This is a genomic window from Streptomyces sp. NPDC008139 (assembly GCF_042957025.1).
Lineage (GTDB): Bacteria > Actinomycetota > Actinomycetes > Streptomycetales > Streptomycetaceae > Actinacidiphila.
This window is the reverse complement of record NZ_JBIBHM010000010.1, coordinates 278,052-294,690: the sequence shown is the minus strand read 5'-3', so window position 1 is coordinate 294,690 and position 16,639 is coordinate 278,052. Positions and strand designations below refer to the sequence as shown.

The window sequence follows — 16,639 nt, the reverse complement described above, 5'->3', positions numbered from 1 at the left end:
GTGCATGGCCGGGTCCATGGCCGGGCCCAAGGCTGAGGCCATGACTGGGTCCACGGCTGAGCGCCAGGACGGCTGACGAGCGTCACAAGGAGAACCGCATGTCCATCAGAAACCTCGACTGGTCGCCACTGGACCGGCACTCGGACCCGATCCACACCGACCTCGACGTGGTGAGCGGCGCGCAGACGCGCTACCAGCACATCGCCGACACCATCGACGACGCGATCACCAAGCTCCAGCGGATCGTCGACACCGACAGCGACAGCCTGGCGGGCCAGTACGTGGAGGGCCTGAGGTCCGAGGCGACCAGCGTCAAGGACAGCCTCACCAAGGCCGCGGTGCGCTACCACGACGTCGCCGCGGAGATCAAGAAGTACGAGCCCGACCTCGAACAGGGGCTGAACGAGACGGCCGCCGCGCGTACCGACGCCGAAGAGGCCAAGAACGACCAGACCAAGGCGCACGCGATGCCCGACCCGCAGAAGCAGTCGGACGGCACCACCACCCCCGAGGAGCAGCAGAAGGGCTCCGACAAGGACAAGGCGAACGCCGACGCGGACGGGAAGCTGGCGGCGGCCAAGACGCGGCTGACCAACGCGATGGACGCGCTGAACGTGGCGGGCAAGCGCTTCGGCGACGCGGTCAACTGCAAGAAGTACGACGACGGCCTGACCGACTCCTGGAAGGACAAGCTCGACGCCGTCATGGCCAAGATCAGCCAGATCTTCGCCATCATCGGCATGATCCTCGGAGTCCTCGCGATCCTCATCCCCGGTGTGAACGCGCTGATCATCGCCGGAGTGGTGGCAGGCGCGATCACCCTGGTCGCCAACATCGTGCTGTACGCGCACGGCAAGGGCAGTCTGGTCGACGTGATCCTCGGGGCCGTCGGTCTCGGCCTCGCGGGCATCGGCGCCATCGCCTCGCTGGCCGCCAAGGGCCTGGCCAACGCGGCCAAGACGCTCGGCCAGTTGGCCGGCCGGCCCCGCCCGGTGACGACCAACCCCCCGCAACTGCACTGGGGTCCGGGCGCGCCGATCGAGCTGACCCCGATGGGTCCCGCGGCGGGTGCGGGCACCCGCACCGGGCCCAGCGTGATCGGCGGGGTGAACACCGTGCCCGGCGACTTCGTCATGCCGATCAACCCGGCCACCGGCTGGACGAACATGTCGGACTGGTTCAACAACCCCGCCACCAACTGGCTGTTGGGCAAGTTCGGGGCCATCACCCCCGAACTCGGCTTCTGGGAGTCGGCGGGACTCCAGTTCAAGGGCGCCGGCGCGATGTGGGGAAAGCTGTTCACCGATCCGCTGAACTTCGCCAAGGACTGGGCGGGCGTCATCGGCGGTCTGAGCGGCTTCCGTGACCTGTCGGCCGTCATGGCGGCCATCGGCGGCAAGATCTCCCCGCTCTGGTACGTCTGGGGCGGTCTCAACGGCGCCTTCGGCATGGGCGGTCTGATCTACACCGGCGGACGCCTGGTCGGCTGGATTCCCGCGGTCAACCCGCCCGGTGTGGCCGCCTCATGACCAGTGGAGACGACATGAGCGACGACCCGGCCCCGGCGAACGGACTGCCCTGGCACTGGGAATGGGTGCCCGACATCCGGCCGGACGACGAGGAGTACGCGGCCTGGACCGCGCACATCGTGGCGCTCTTCGCCGACTGGACGTCCGAGGGTCTGGACGCGGCCCGGCTGGCCTGGCCCGCCGAGGCCGGCGTCGAATTCCCCTTCACGTCCGACATGGTGGGGCAGGGCGCCGCCGCATGGCTGCTGCACCGGGCGGGCCAACTGCCCCCGTGGTCCCGACTCGCCTGGGGGGCGGCGTTCGTGCAGGGCAGCGCGCGCTGGGCGCCGGTCCCGGTGGTGGTGGAATTCCGCCGCCCCCGTGAGGAGGACCCCAACTACCTCATGGAGGTCGTCGGCGCCTCCGGCCGTGACGGCGACGCCCGGCAGCCGACGATCGACTACGTGACGACCCCGATCGGCGACGGAGTGCAGGTCTTCGCCCTCGGACGGACCCCGGAGGGCGCGGCGTTCGGACGCGCCGAAGCCGCGTTGCGCCTGGACGTGCCGCCGGTCGGCGGCGCCGCGAGCGTCAGCTCCGACGTCGTACTGACCACCGTCGTCTTCGAGATGGGGCTGATGGCGCTGATCAGCGCCGGTGTCGAGCAGTTGATGCAGCAGATCGCCCACGACTGCGCGCCCCCGGCCGACGGGGGCCCGGCCAGGCTCGGGTTCGCCACCACCACCGAGGGGAGCCAGCGGTGATCGACTTCGAACTCGTACTCCCCGACGGCTGGGTGCAGATTCCCACCACGCCCGACACGACCGCGCTGCGCCGCAGGACCGTCGACGCGGTGATCCGCCACCATGTGCCGGACTCGCTGCCGCGCGACTCGGCGGGCCCGTGGCGGCGGATGCTGCGCAAGGAGCTGACGGAGGCGACGGAGGAGGCCGCGCGGCAGAACGCCCGCTCGGTGCTGCTCCCGCTCCAGGAGTTCAGCGGTGTCCGGCTGCCCGGATCGATGCTGGTCACGGTCCTGGAGAGCCAGGACGAGACCGAGGACCCGGAGAAGCTGCTGGCCTCCCTCCTCGCCGACGCCGGGGCCGACGGCACCTATCTGGAGATCGGCGGAGCCCCGGCGGTACGGGTCGCCTCGGTGGTGGACAGCAGCCGGGTCGGCCGCAAGGCGCCGTCCTGGCGGGTCTCGTACTACGTCTCGAACCCTGACGCGCCCGGCACCTGGGGGCTGCTGACCTTCACCGTGCTGACCGACGGCGACATCGACGCGGAACCCGTACAGGCCGTCGTGCTGCTCTTCGACATGATCGTCACGACTCTGCGCTGGGCGAACCGCGTCGACGTCCCCACCCAGGACGAGGTGCTGGCCCAACTGGCCGAGATGGACCAGCCCGCGCCGGATCACCAGCCGACCGGCTCGTCGGCCTCCGCGCGGAGCGAGCCGTCGGCCGACGCCTCCGGCGCGTGAACCGAACGCGAAGAAAGTATGAAGCGGGCCCGGCCACGCTGGCCGTATGACAGTCGTCGCCGCTTCCGCGCCGATCAGCCCGACCCGGGTGCGGATCGCCATTGTGAGCCCGGACATCCTCGCCCAGATCCGCCAGGTCTTCGCCCGTAAGAACCTCGACGTGGAATTCCTGCGGATGCCCTACGTCGAGGTGGCCGTCGCCCCCGCCGCCGCGCCCGCGGTCCCGCAGGCCGGGCAGGACCCGCGCCGGCTGTGCGCGGAGTACCGGCTGAGCGCGGTCGCGGTGGAGAGCGTGCCGCCCGCGGGACAACCGGCCCTGGAGATACGGCCGCACGCGCCCGCGGCCCCCGAGGACACCGCCCCCGAGGACACGGCCCCGGCCCTGTCCCGCCGTCAGCACGAAGTGATGGCCCTGGTCTCCCGAGGCGCGCGCAACGCCGAGATCGCCGCGCGCCTGCACGTGAGCGAGAAGACCGTGAAGAACCACATCAACCGGATCTTCAGGTCGCTGGGTGCCGAGAGCCGGGTCGAGGCGGTGCTGATCTGGCAGCGGGGACAGCGCGGACCGTGGGACGGTACCGACCGGCGCGCGGTCCGGGCTGCTCGGCCGGAGCTTCCTGCGGTCCCGCGTCCAGAGCGCGCAGGAACTCGGTGACGTCGCCGACCTCCTCCGCGCCCAGCTCCTTCAGGCGCAACAGCGCCCGGTCCGCGAGGGCGCGCGCGGAGTCCGGTTCCGCCCTGGCCCGCTTCACCTTGGCGAGACCGAACAGCGTCAGCGCCTCGTGGTAGTGGTCGCCGCTCGACTCGCACAGCGTCAACGCCTCCTGGAAGTACCGCAGCGCCTTCTCGTCGTGGGCGAGCCCGTACTCGGCGCCGCCCAGATTGATCAGGATGTTGGCCTCCAGCAGGACGTTCCCGCAGCGCCGTGACACCGCGAGGCCGAAGGTGCCGTACCAGAGCGAGTCCTCGAACTCGCCCAGCTCGGCGTGGAGTTCGCACAGCACGTCCAGGCAGCCCGCCTCGTAGTACTCGTGGCCGCTGTGGCGGGCCAGGTCCAGGGCCTGGCTGGCGTAGGACAGCGCGGCCCGGTACTCCTTGGCCTCACGGAGCGTGGACGCCAGATTCCCCAGCAGGCTGGTGCGCAGGACGTCGTCGCCCAGATCCTCCAACAGCCGCAGACCGCGCCGCTGTTCGTGCACGGCGGCCTCGTTGTCCCCCAACCGGGAGTAGGCCACGCCCAGATGGTTGAGCAGCACCGCCTGGGCCCGCCGGTCCTCGACCATCTCGGTGCTGCGCACCCCGAGCCGCAGCACCTCGACCCAGTCCTTGGTCTGCCCGGCCGCGTAGAAGTAGTCGAAGAGCAGATAGGCCAACTGCCACGCCTCGTCGTGGCAGCCGATGCGCTGCGCCGTGCGCAGGAGCGGGGAGATGTTGTCCCACTCCTGCACGCACCAGGTCACCAACTCCTTCTGGTCCGCGAAGCGCAGCGGCGCGTGCGGGGCCACCGGGTCGAGGGTGAAGGGGAGTTTGACCGCGTTGGACTTGTAGTCCTGCGTGAGGGTCCGCACATACCAGTGGAGCACCCTGCGCAGCGCCCCCTTGCGGGACTCGGCGCTCTCGCCGTCGCCGGAGACCTCCTCGGCGTAGATACGGGTCAGGTCGTGCATCCAGTAGCCGTTGCCGGTGGTCTCCATCAGGTGCTGCGCGGCGAGATTGCGCAGCGCGGCGGCGGCCACCGGCGCCGGGACGTCCAGCAGCGCGGTGGCCGCCTCCGCGCGGATGCTCACCCCGGGGAACAGCCCCAGCGTGCGGAAGGCGTGCGCCGCCCGCGCGTCCAGCCGGGCGTAGGACCAGGAGAGCACGCCGCGCACCGAGTACAGCTCGTCGTCCGGGATCTGGAGCGCGTCGAGCCGGTACCGCACGTCCTCCAACTCGGCCGCCAGGTCGGCGATCCGCACCCGGGACGACCCGGAGGTCACCTGCTCCGAGGCGATCCGCAGGGCCAGCGGCAGGCGGTCGCACAGCTCGGCCAGCCGCCGGGCCGCGGGCAGTTCGGCGCCGACCCGCGCGTCCCCGATCGAGGTGCGCAGCATGCTCAGCGACTCGTCGGCGGTGAGCGGGGAGAGCGTCTCGCGGTGCGCCGAGTACCGCACCGCGAGGCCGCTGAGCCGGTTGCGGCTGGTCACGATGACGAACGAGGGGCCGTCGCCCGGCAGCAGGTCCTCGACCTGGTCGGCTGATTCTGCGTTGTCCAGCACGATGAGCATGCGCTTGTCCCGGACGGTGCTGCGCCACAGCGCGACCCGCTCCTCCTGGTCGGTCGGGACCGTGCCCGCGTGCGAGGAGGCGAGCAGGTGGTGCAGCGCGTCGGCGGGGGAGCGGGCCGGGCGCTTGGGGTCGAAGCCGCGCAGGTTCACATACAACTGGCCGTCCGGGTACGCGTCGGCCAGCAGGTGGGCGCACCGCACCGCCAGCGCGGTCTTGCCCACGCCCCCGACCCCGACGACCATCACGATCCGCGGCGGCGCGGCCTCGCCCCCGCCGTCGGGCGCGGCGTCCCGCGCCGCGTCCAGCACCCGGCGCACCGCGTCCTCCCGGCCGATGAAGTCGGCGACCTCGCGCGGCAGTTGCGCGGGGCGCACCGGGGTCGCGGCGGGAGCGAGGGCGGCGGGCGCGGTGTCCGCGCCGGCGCTGTCGGCCAGCAACGACGCGTACAGCGCCCGCAGTTCGGCCGACGGGTCGATGCCCAGATCCTCGGCGAGGAGCTTGCGCAGATCGTGATAGCGGGCGAGCGCGTCGGCGGTCCTGCCGCTGCGGCTCAGGGCCGTGATCAGCAGGGCGCGCAACCGCTCGTCGTAGGGATGGTCGGCCACGTGGAGCGCCAACCGGTCGGCCGCGGCGGCGGGTTGGGCCAGTTCCAGGAGCAGTTCGGCGTGCTCCACAACCAGCCGTAACCGAAGGTCGGCCGCCCAGGTGCGGTGCTCCGCGCCGAACGGTCCCGGCAGGCCGCCGAGCGCCGTGCCCGAGCGCCACAGGGCCAGCGCCTCCTCGAAGACGGTGACCGCGGCGGCCGGTTCCCGCCCGGCGGCCAGGGACCTGGCCCGCGCCGCAAGCCGCTCGGCCACCGTGACGTCGAGGCCGTCGGGGTCGAGCAGCAGCGAGTAACCCGCCGCCGAACTGGTCAGCGGCTCGCCGAGACCGTCCAGCGCCCGGCGCAGGCCGGACACGTAGGTGTGCAGGCTGCCGACGGCCGTGGTCGGCGGCGACTCGCCCCACACTCCGTCGATGAGACGGTCGCGCGAGACGACCGCGTTGCCACTCAGCGCGAGGACCGCGAAGACCGCGCGCTGCTTCGGCGGGCCGAGAGCGAGTTCCCGTCCCGCCGCGTACGCGCGCAGCGGCCCGAGCGTCTCAACCCTCAGACGACCGTTGTCCATCACGGAACTCCCAGGAGGCGGTGCCCCGGCCCCGCGCGGCACGCGCGCGGTTCCACGACTGCGATTCACGTCGTGGTTTCCTCCGCGTCGCATCGTCGCAACCGCACTATAGGCCGCGCCAACACCGTCCGACAGCCCGCACTCCGGCAGCACTGACGCCCCAGGCGTCCCACCGGGCGCGCCGGTGCGCGGGCCGCGGCGGACGCGCGCCCGGCGGTGGCCGAAACGTCATGGAAACCGGGGGTTGACGTGGTCGTGAGCCCGCTCTAACGTTCAGGCAGTTTATTTATCCAGTAAAGAAAGAGTGCGAATGAACGGGTCGTCGGGCGAGGATCTCACCAGCACCGCCGTGCTGGCACTGCTGGGCAGGGCAGGGCCGATGTCGCGGGCCGCGCTCGCGCGGGACCTGGGGATGAGTCCGGCGACGCTGACCCAGGTGACGCGGCGGCTGCTGACGCAAGGAGTGATCGAAGAGCTCGACCGGCAGGAGCCCTCCCGGGGCGGCCGTCGCGGTCGGCTGATCGGTCTGGTCGGCAGCGCGGGCCGGGCGCTGGGCGTCAAGGTGGCCGTCGACCACGTCGCGCTGGTCGACATGCGCCTGGACGGACGGGTCACGGAGACCATGACGGTCCCCTTCGACGCCACGGCGCTGGAGGCGGTGCCCGCGATCGCCGAACTCCTGCGTCCGTTCACCGAGTCCGCGCAGGGGGTGCCGCCGCTGCTGGGGATAGGAGTGGGCGTGCCGGGCACCGTCGACCGCCCGGACAGCGGGGTCGTGGACGCGGCGATGCTGAACTGGGAGAACGTGCCGCTCGGCACCATGCTCGGCGCCTCCTTGGGGCTCGCCGTCCTGGTGGAGAACGACGTCAACGCCCTGGGCAGCGGTGAGCGTCTGTACGGGCGGGGACGCAGTCTCAACGACTTCCTGGTGGTCACCATCGGCCGCGGCATCGGCCTGGCCGTCGTCGCGGGCGGGCATGTCTACCGGGGCGCCCACGGGGGCGCCGGAGACTTCGGCCACGTGCCGGTCGATCCGGACGGGCCGCCGTGCACCTGCGGGAGTCGCGGCTGCCTGGAAGCCCTGATCAGCGATGACGCCCTGCTCCGTACGGCGCGCTCGGCCGGCATCCTCGGCGAGGGCGCCACGCCCGCGGACCTCGCGGATCTCGCGAACGGTTCGGACGGCGCCAACGGTGCGGACGGCTCGAACGGCGCCAACAACTCGGACGGCGCCGATGACCGTACGGCGACGGCCCGTCGCGTCCTGTGCGAGGCCGGACAGCTCCTGGGCCGCCAACTGGCGGGACTCGCCACGCTCCTGGACCCGCAGGAGATCGTGGTCATGGGGGAGGGGACCCGTTCCTGGCCCTGGTGGGAGCCCGGCGTCCGAGAGGCGTTCGAACGCCACGCCCCCCGCCGCGCCCGGGAACTGGCGATCACCGTCGAGCCGTACACGGAGACCATCTGGGCGCAGGGCGCCGCCGCCCTGGTGCTCGCCGCGTCCCTGGACGGCGGTGTCGGCAGCGTCGATCCGCGCCGACGGATCCACGGGCTCGGCGGCGCGGCGGTCGAACGGACCGTGAGATGACCATCGGCCCCCTTTCCGGACGCCCGGGCCGGGGCCCGGTGTCCGCCCCGGCGTCCGTCCCGGCAGCCGCCGCCGCCCGACGGCGGAAGTGGCGCAACCGCGGCGCGGTGCTGTTCTTCCTGGCACCGAGCGCCGTCCCGCTGCTGCTGTTCACCTTCGCGCCGATGGTCTCCTCGCTGTGGATCAGCCTCCACTCCTGGGACCTGATCTCCCCGATGCGCTGGGTCGGATTCGCCAACTACAGCCACCTGCTGGGCGACGGCGACACCCGGGTCGCGTTCCTGCACACCGTGTACTTCATCGCCGGTTACCTCCCGCTGGTGTACGTGGGCGGCCTGGTCCTGGCGCTCGCCCTCAACCGCCGCATGCGGGGCCGCAGCGTCCTGCGGTCGGTCTACTTCCTGCCGGTCATCACCAGCTGGGTGATGGTCTCGCTGACCTGGAAGTGGATCCTCAGCCCCGACGGGGGACTGCTCAACCGGGTCCTGGGCGGCGTGGGCCTGCCCACCCCCGACTGGTGGGCCTCACCGACCTGGGCGCTGCCTTCGGTGATCCTCGCCTCGGCGTGGAAGGACCTCGGCTTCGTCATGGTCATCCTGCTGGCAGGGCTCCAGGCGATCCCGCGGGAGCTGTACGAAGCGGCCACCATCGACGGAGCGAACGCCTGGCAGCGGTTCCGGCGCATCACGCTTCCGCTGCTCTCGCCCTCCGCCTACTTCGTCGTCCTCATCTCCCTGATCAACGGCTTCCAGGTGTTCGACCAGGTCTTCGTGATGACCGGCGGCGGCCCCGCCGGGTCCTCGCGCACCGTCGTCGAAGAGGTCTACGACCTGTCCTTCCGGTACGGGCAGGTCGGCAGCGGCTCAGCCCTGTCCTGGCTGCTCTTCGCCGTGATGATGGCCGTCACCGCGGTCATGACCCGAGTCCAGCGGCGGTGGGTGACCCATGCCTGAACTGACCACGACCCCCGCCCGACAGCCCGCGCCCGCGGCGGACCTCCCTCGCGTCCCGCCGTCCCGCACCGCGGACCGCGGCCCGCGGACGAGCACCCGCCGACGGCTGCGGGCCGCCGGCGTCACCGCCCTGGTCGTCCTCGGGGCGGCCGGAATGCTCTTCCCGTTCCTGTGGGTGCTGATCACCTCGCTGCAACCGCACGGCAGCGGCATCTCCGCCCCCTCGCTGATACCCGACACCGTCAGCGCGGACGGCTACCGCAGCCTCTTCCGCGCGATGCCCTTCACCCGGGTCGCCGTCAACAGCCTCGGCCTGGCCCTGATCTCGACCGTCGTGCAGCTGGTCACCAGCTCCATGGCCGCGTACGCCTTCTCCCGGCTGCGCTTTCGCGGCAGGGGCCTGGTCTTCGCCCTCTACCTCGCCACCATGATGATCCCGCTCCAGGTCCTGATCGTCCCGCTCTTCGCGGAGATGAAGGCCCTGAACCTGGTCGACACCTACTTCGCCCTGCTCGCACCGACCCTCGCCTCGGGCTTCGGAGTCCTCCTGCTGCGCCAGGCCATGGACGCCGTACCCCGGGAACTGGACGAGGCGGCCCGGCTGGACGGCGCGGGCCACCTGCGGATCTTCGGCTCTGTGGTGCTGCCGCTGGTACGCCCGTCGCTCGCGACCTTCTCCGTTTTCGCCTTCATGGCCAGCTGGAACAGCCTCCTGTGGCCGCTGGTCATCATCCGCTCGCCGGAGTTCAAGACCCTCCCGCTGGCACTGGCCGACCTCCAGGGCCAGTTCGGCACCCAGTGGAACGTGGTGATGGCCGGATCGGTCCTCAGCACCCTCCCGATCATGGCCATCTACCTCTTCGCCCAGAAGCACGTGGTCCAGAGCGTCGCCCAGTCGGGCCTGAAGTAGCCGGCGGCCCGAGCGGCCCCGCCCCCGGCGCACCTCCCGAACACCCTCCCACTCGCCACCACCCCAAGGAATCCGACATGCGCACCCGCCACATCACCCTCGCCACCGGTCTCGCGGCACTGGCCCTGACCAGCGCCTGCTCCCAGGGCTCCGCCACCAGAACGACCTCGGAGAACGGCGTGACCACCGTCCGCTACATGACGTTCTCCTCCGCGCCCGACCACACCAAGGACCTCGACACGATCGTCGCCGCGTTCGAGAAGCAGAACCCCACCATCAAGATCCAGGTCCAGGCCGTCCCCTACGCCAACTACGCCACGACGCTCCAGACCTCGATCGCCGGCGGCACCGCGCCCGACACCTTCGAACTCGACCAGCAGAGCCTGGTCACCTACGCCTCCTCCGGCGCCCTGCTCGACCTGACGGACCCCGCCGCCGAGGAACGGGCCTACAAGGCCTCGGCGTACGCCCCGGCCAACCTGGAAGCGGCACAGTACAAGGGCAAGCAGTACGCGCTGCCGGAGTCCTTCTCCACCGTGGTCCTGATCTACAACAAGGACCTCTTCGCCAAGGCCGGCGTCCCCGTCCCCACCGCGGACTGGACCTGGAAGGACGAGCAGGCCGCCGCGCTCAAGCTCACCGACCGCGCCAAGGGCGTGTGGGGCGACTACCAGCCCATCAGCTTCAACGAGTTCACCAAGGCCCTCGACCAGGCGGGCGGCTCCTTCTTCTCCGCCGACGGCGCGAGAGCCACCTTCGACAGCCCACAGGGCGTCGCCGCCGCGAGATGGCTGATCGACAAGAACAACCGGACGATGCCCGACGCAGCGAAGAGCGCGAGCACCCCCGACTTCGACACCAACCTCTTCAAGGCCGGCAAGCTCGCCATGTGGCACAACGGCAACTGGCAGTTCAGCGCCCTGAAGGACGTCCCCTTCGGCTGGGACGTGGCCGTCGAACCCGGTGACACCCACAAGGCCAGCGCGGTCTTCCAGAACTCCGTCGCCGTCTCCAAGGCCACCGCGCACTCCGGCGCGGCCTTCAAGTGGCTGAACTACCTGACCACGTCCGACATCACCGCGAAGACCCGCGTCGACTCCTCCTGGGAGCTCCCGCCGCTGTCCGACACCGGCAAGGTCGCCGGATACCTCACCGCGGGCAAGCCGGCCAACCGCCAGGCCGTCTTCGACTCCCTGAAGAACCAGGCCGCCTCGCCCGTCATCGCCAAGCAGCAGCAGATGCAGGACATCATCAACAACGCCCTCACCAACGCCGCCGCCGGCCGGACGGACGTCGCCAAGGCGCTGTCGCAGGCGGCCACGCAGGTCACCGCCCTGCTGAAGTGAGACTTCGGGCGCCCGCGGGAGACCTGACACTCACGCGGGCGCCCGGACCCCCGCTCCCCGCACCCCTCCGCCACACCCGGCGACACCCGTATCGCCCGCTTAGGAGACACCAGCCTTGTCCACCTCCACGACGCAGTCACCCGGCCACGCGCGCCTCGCCCGCCGCAGCCTGGAGGTGATCACCGCCCACCAGGCCGCCTCCGGGGCGTACCCGGCCTGCCCCGGCTACGAGGTCTACCGCTACTCCTGGTTCCGCGACGGCTCGTTCGTCGCGGAGGCCGCCTCGCGGTACGGCGCGACCGGTTCCGCCGACGCCTTCCACCGGTGGTGCGCCAAGGTGATCACGGACCGTGCCTCCCGTATCGAGCGGATCATCGCCGCACGGGCCGCGGGAGGACAGCCCGCCGAGGCCGATCTGCTGCCCACCCGGTACACCCTGGACGGCGCGGACACCGGGGACGTCGGCTGGTGGGACTTCCAGACCGACGGCTACGGCACCTGGCTGTGGGCGCTCACCGAGCACCTGCGCCGGCACGGCGGCGACCCTGCCCCCTACCGCGAGGCGATCCGCCTCACCGTCGGCTACCTCGCCGCGACGTGGGACCTGCCCTGCTACGACTGGTGGGAGGAGTCCAAGGAGCACCGGCACGTGGCCACGCTCGGCGCCATCCGCGGCGGCCTCGCGGCAGTGGGCGCGGCAGGGCTCGACGGGGCGGGGCGGTGCGGACCCACGGTCACCCGGATCGACACCCTCGTCCGCGAACAGGGCGTGTACGGCGGCGGCCTGGCGAAATGGCTGGGCGGGGCGGCGGTGGACGCGAGCCTGCTGGCCTGCCTGACCCCGTTCGGCTCCGTGGACCCGGCAGGACCGGTCGCGCGCGCGACGCTCGCCGCGGTCGAGCGCGACCTGGTGGAGCCCGAAGGCGGCGTGCACCGCTACCTCCAGGACGTCTTCTACGGCGGCGGCCAGTGGCCCGTGCTCGCCGGGCTGCTCGGGTGGCACTACGCACGCGTCGGCCGTACCGGCGACGCTCTGCGCGAGCTGGAGTGGATCGCCTCGCGGTCCACTGCCGACGGACTGCTGCCAGAACAGGCCCCGGGCGTACGCCTGCTGGCGCCGGAACACCTCGCGGAGTGGGAGGAGCGGTGGGGGCCGAACGCCACCCCCCTGCTCTGGTCCCACGCCATGTACCTCATCCTCGCCCATGAACTCGGAGTCTCCGTATGATCCGCCACCGTCCGCACGGCTCGGGCCACCCCTACGAGCCGACCGACGACCAGCGCGTGCCCGTGATCCCGTCGGCGGGCGAGCCGTTCGAGGTACGCGCCTCCACCGGAGCCGATGTCGAGGTTGTGGTGTGCGAGTGGGAGGCCGGTGACGGCGTCACCGCGCTGACCGCCGCCGTCGAAGGCGGCACCGACCCGGCCGGTGACAACGGCGGGGACTCGGACAGTCACCTCGCGGCGGCCGCGAGCGGCCGCGGCGACCGTACCCGGTGGGTCGTCCGTCCCGCCCCGCTCGCCGAGGGCACGGCCGCCCGCTACCGCTTCGTGGCCAGGCACCGCGACGGCCGCACCCGCGCCACGTCCTGGCACACCGTCGCCCCCGCGGTGTGGCGGCAAGGGGCCGCGCGCTTGCGGGTCACCGCGGACACCGGCCGCCTGGTCGAAGGGTCCGCCTCCAGCCTGGTGGCCGCCGACGGCGCGGTGCTGCGGGTCCGCTTCGCGCTGCGGCTGGCGCCCGACGCGCATGTGGTCGGCTTCGGCGAGCGCTACAACGCCGTCGACCAACGCGGACACACCCTGGACGCCCAGGTCTTCGAGCAGTACAAGGGACAGGGCTTCACCACCCGTACGTATCTGCCCATGCCGTTCGCGATGGTGCTCGGCGGGGACGGCGCGGACAACTGGGCCTTCCACGTCCGCACTTCGCGACGCACCTGGTACGACATCGCGGCGAGCGACCCGGACCTGCTGTGGATCGAGGCGCAGACACCGCCGGACGGCGCGGTCGAGACGGTCTGCTTCGGCGGCGCGCCCCACGAGTTGCTGTCCGCCTTCCTCGACGAGGCCGGCCGCCCCGAGGAACTGCCCGACTGGGTCTTCCGCCTGTGGGCCAGCGGCAACGAATGGAACACCCAGCAAAGGGTGATGGCCGAGATGGACCGCCACCGCGACGAGGACATCCCGGTCGGAGCGCTGGTCATCGAGGCGTGGAGCGACGAGGCGACCTTCACCGCCTTCCGGGACGCGCAGTACCCGGTCACGGAGGACGGCGCCCCGCACCGCCTGGGCGACTTCACCTTCCCGCCGGACGGCGCCTGGCCCGACCCCAAAGGCATGGTCGACGAGCTGCACAGCCGCGACATCAAGGTGCTGCTCTGGCAGATCCCGCTGATGAAGACGCGCCCGGCGCCGCGCGGCCAGGCCGCCGCCGACGCCCGCGCGATGATCGAGCACGGATACACCGTCATGGAGGAGGGCGGCACGCGGCCCTACCGCAACCGCGGCTGGTGGTTCCCCCAGGCGCTGATGCCGGACCTGACCCACCCCAAGGCACGCCAGTGGTGGCTCGCCAAGCGCCGCTACCTGGTGGACGAGGTCGGCGTCGACGGCTTCAAGACGGACGGCGGCGAACACGCCTGGGGCGACGATCTGCGGTACGACGACGGCACGACGGGCGCGCTGACCAACAATCTGTTCACCGTCGAATACCCGCGCGCGTACGGCGAGTTGCTGCGGGAGTGCGGCAAGGCGCCGGTCACCTTCAGCCGTGCCGGGTTCACCGGCTCGCAGAACGCGGGCGTCTTCTGGGCGGGCGACGAGGACTCCACCTGGGACGCCTACCGGCACTCCCTCACCGCCGGTATCACCGCCTCGGCCTGCGGCATCGTCTACTGGGGCTGGGACATCGCCGGGTTCTCCGGGGACGTCCCGGACGCCGAACTGTACGTCAGGGCCGTCGCGGCGTCCTGCTTCATGCCGATCATGCAGTACCACTCGGAGTACAACCACCACCGGCTGCCGCTGCGCGACCGTACGCCGTGGAACATCGCGGACCGCTCCGGCGACCCGCGCGTGCTGGAGATCTCCCGGACGTACACCCACCTGCGCGAGCGGCTGGTGCCGTACCTGGCGCAGGAGACCCGCACCGGCCTGGCGCAGGGGAAGCCGCTGATGCGCGGGCTGTTCTTCGACGATCCCCGGGACCGGCGCATCTGGGACTTCCCCGACCAGTTCCGGCTCGGCTCCGCGCTCCTGGTCGCCCCGGTCACCGAGCCGGGCGCCACCGGCCGTGAGGTCTATCTGCCGCACGGCGACTGGGTCGACGTCTGGACCGGGCGGACCCACACCGGCAGCCGGGTCGTCGAACGGGCCGCGCCGCTGGACCTCATCCCCGTGTACGCGACCGCCGACCGGTGGGCCGACCTGGAACCGGTCTTCACGACCGGCGGCTGACCGACGCCGCAGAACGGTGGCGCACCGGACGGGCCGCCCCGACGCCGCCCCGACTGCGCCTGAGCGGCGTCGGGGCGGCGCCCTCCGCCTCATCCGAGCGTCCGCGGCCGTCCCACGATCGCGCGCACCGTCTCCGTCGGCACCTTCGGCTCGCGGTCCGCCGTGAGCAGGCCGTTGGTCTCCTGGAGGGTGTCGGTCAACTGGGTGTAGCAGAAGCCGGCCAGGCCGGAGTCGACGGCGGCGGTCACCAGGGCGTCGAGGCGCGCGATGAAGTCCTCGTCGGTGGCCACCGTGTCGTACCCGAACCAGTTCTCGCCGTCGGCCGGTTCGAAGGTGGCGCCGCCGAATTCGCTCAGCACCACCGGCTGGCCCTGGTGGCGTACGCCCTCCAGGGTGAGCCGCTTGCCCGCGGGCCAGCGCTCGGTGAACGCGCCCTGGCGCAGGGCCGCGTGGCCGTAGCGGTCGGCCAGGACCGAGGCGTGCTGGGTGTAGTCGTGGACGCCCCAGATGTCGGCCGCCGACAGTTCCCAGCCGTCGTTGGAGACGGCGGGCCGGGTCGGGTCGAGCGCCTTGGTCAGGTGGTACAGGGCGTCCATGAAGTGCCGCTGCTCCGGCACCAGCGCCGGATTCGGCACCGACCAGGACTCGTTGACCGGGACCCAGGCGACGATCGCGGGATGGCTGAGGTCCCGGCGGATCGCCTCGGTCCACTCGTGCGCCACCCGCTCCACGGTCGGCGCGCCGAACACGTAGGCCGACGGCATCTCCTCCCAGAGCAGCAGGCCGAGCCGGTCGGCCCAGTACAGGAACCGCGGATCCTCGATCTTCTGGTGGATCCGCAGCCCGTTGAGCCCCAGTTCCTTGGCGAGTTCCACGTCCCGGCGCAGCGCCTCCCCGGGCGCGGCGAGGTGGGACTCGGGCCAGTAGCCCTGCTGGAGCGCCATGCGCAGGAAGTACGGCCGGTGGTTGAGCAGGAAGACGCCGTCGTCCCAGCCGAGGTCGCGCAGGCCCAGGTAGGAGGAGACCTGGTCGAGGCGGGCTCCGTCGGCGGGGTCGGTGACCGTCACGGTGGCGTCCACCAGGTGCGGTTTCTCCGGGCGCCACAGCAGGTCGTCGAGGTCCTGGCCGTGCCGCAGCGCGGGGACGGAGATGTCGAAGGCGGTCTCCTGGCCCTCGGTACGGATCCGCTGCTCGGCCAGCACCCGCTCGCCGACGGTGAGGCGGACCGTGAGGTCGCGCGGGCCGCGCGGCCAGCGGCTGAGGCGGACCCGGCAGCCGACCCGGGCGTGGGCGACGTCGGGCAGCCAGTGCAGGACGGTGACGTGCTCCTCGGGGACCTCTTCGAGCCACACCGGCTGCCAGATCCCGGTGGTGCGGTCGTACCAGATGACGTGCGGGTCGCGCCGCCAGTCCTGCTTGCCCCGTGGCTGCGCCGCGTCCAGCGGCTGGTCCTCCGCGCGGACCACGAGCACATGCTCGCCGTCGCCGTCGAGAACGTCCGTCAGGTCGCAGGTGAACCCGGTGTGCCCGCCCTCGTGCCGCCCGACCAGCCGCCCGTCCAGCCACACCTCGGCGCGGTAGTCCACCGCGCCGAAGTGCACCAGCAGGCGGCCGGAGGCGGGCCGGCGCAGATCGAGGGAGCGGCGGTACCAGACCACCGGGTGGTGGCCGGTGTCGTGGACGCCGGACGCCTTGGACTCGGGCGGGTACGGGACGGTGATCGTCGTGGTGAAGGGCTCGGTGACCGCCGGGTCCATCCAGCGCTCGGCGCGCCCGGTGTCGGCGTCGTCGTGGGCGAAGAGCCAGGGGCCGCACAGGTCGTGCCAGTCGGGGTCGCGGACCAGTTGCGGCCGGGGGTGACCGGCCGCGTCGAGGTGCGTGTGGGGCATGGGGGAGTGCTCCGGAGGTGAGTCTTGACGGATGGCGGGACGCGGGCGGCGGGCGGGTGCGCC

General features: G+C 71.9%; 11 protein-coding genes and 1 pseudogene. 10 read left to right on the top strand and 2 right to left on the bottom strand.

Translation table 11 applies throughout. The features are described 5' to 3' along the window. Positions 1-98: 98 nt before the first annotated feature. From ACFZBB_RS23190 to ACFZBB_RS23175, 4 genes and pseudogenes are all read left to right on the top strand, one after another. Positions 99-1,529: a hypothetical protein gene (locus ACFZBB_RS23190; protein ID WP_391125461.1), complete on the top strand. Its 1,431-nt coding sequence runs from the start codon at positions 99-101 to the stop codon at positions 1,527-1,529. A 14-nt stretch (positions 1,530-1,543) separates the two neighbouring features. Then, on the top strand, positions 1,544-2,272 hold the full coding sequence (locus ACFZBB_RS23185) for a hypothetical protein (RefSeq protein WP_391125458.1): 729 nt from the start codon (positions 1,544-1,546) through the stop codon (positions 2,270-2,272). Further along, the gene (locus ACFZBB_RS23180; protein WP_391125455.1) at positions 2,269-2,994 is read left to right on the top strand and encodes a hypothetical protein; all 726 of its coding nucleotides are present in this window, start codon (positions 2,269-2,271) and stop codon (positions 2,992-2,994) included. The genes ACFZBB_RS23185 and ACFZBB_RS23180 overlap by 4 nt, the downstream gene beginning before the upstream one ends. A gap of 46 nt (positions 2,995-3,040) precedes the next feature. Beyond that, positions 3,041-3,475, top strand: a pseudogene (locus ACFZBB_RS23175) (LuxR C-terminal-related transcriptional regulator); the annotation flags it as partial. 19 nt (positions 3,476-3,494) lie between these two features. Here ACFZBB_RS23175 and ACFZBB_RS23170 read toward each other — a convergent pair. Continuing rightward, a complete protein-coding gene (locus ACFZBB_RS23170; protein WP_391125452.1) occupies positions 3,495-6,431 on the bottom strand; it encodes a BTAD domain-containing putative transcriptional regulator in 2,937 nt (978 codons plus the stop codon). 310 nt (positions 6,432-6,741) lie between these two features. Between ACFZBB_RS23170 and ACFZBB_RS23165 the strand changes: the two genes are divergently transcribed. From ACFZBB_RS23165 to ACFZBB_RS23140, 6 genes are all read left to right on the top strand, one after another. Next, positions 6,742-8,019: an ROK family protein gene (locus ACFZBB_RS23165; RefSeq protein ID WP_391125449.1), complete on the top strand. Its 1,278-nt coding sequence runs from the start codon at positions 6,742-6,744 to the stop codon at positions 8,017-8,019. Beyond that, positions 8,016-8,972, top strand: a complete 957-nt coding sequence (locus tag ACFZBB_RS23160) for an ABC transporter permease subunit (protein ID WP_391125446.1) — start codon at positions 8,016-8,018, stop codon at positions 8,970-8,972. The genes ACFZBB_RS23165 and ACFZBB_RS23160 overlap by 4 nt, the downstream gene beginning before the upstream one ends. Then, complete coding sequence (locus ACFZBB_RS23155; protein WP_391125444.1) at positions 8,965-9,882, top strand: ABC transporter permease subunit; 918 nt, start codon at positions 8,965-8,967, stop codon at positions 9,880-9,882. The genes ACFZBB_RS23160 and ACFZBB_RS23155 overlap by 8 nt, the downstream gene beginning before the upstream one ends. Positions 9,883-9,959: 77 nt before the next feature. Further along, positions 9,960-11,228: an extracellular solute-binding protein gene (locus ACFZBB_RS23150; RefSeq protein ID WP_391125441.1), complete on the top strand. Its 1,269-nt coding sequence runs from the start codon at positions 9,960-9,962 to the stop codon at positions 11,226-11,228. 115 nt (positions 11,229-11,343) lie between these two features. After that, positions 11,344-12,456, top strand: a complete 1,113-nt coding sequence (locus ACFZBB_RS23145; protein ID WP_391125438.1) for a glycoside hydrolase family 15 protein — start codon at positions 11,344-11,346, stop codon at positions 12,454-12,456. Next, the gene (locus ACFZBB_RS23140) at positions 12,453-14,687 is read left to right on the top strand and encodes a TIM-barrel domain-containing protein (protein ID WP_391125435.1); all 2,235 of its coding nucleotides are present in this window, start codon (positions 12,453-12,455) and stop codon (positions 14,685-14,687) included. The genes ACFZBB_RS23145 and ACFZBB_RS23140 overlap by 4 nt, the downstream gene beginning before the upstream one ends. Before the next feature lie 89 nt (positions 14,688-14,776). Here ACFZBB_RS23140 and ACFZBB_RS23135 read toward each other — a convergent pair whose 3' ends face one another. Beyond that, on the bottom strand, positions 14,777-16,576 hold the full coding sequence (locus ACFZBB_RS23135) for a glycoside hydrolase family 2 TIM barrel-domain containing protein (RefSeq protein ID WP_391125432.1): 1,800 nt from the start codon (positions 16,574-16,576) through the stop codon (positions 14,777-14,779). Between the last annotated feature and the right edge of the window lie 63 nt (positions 16,577-16,639).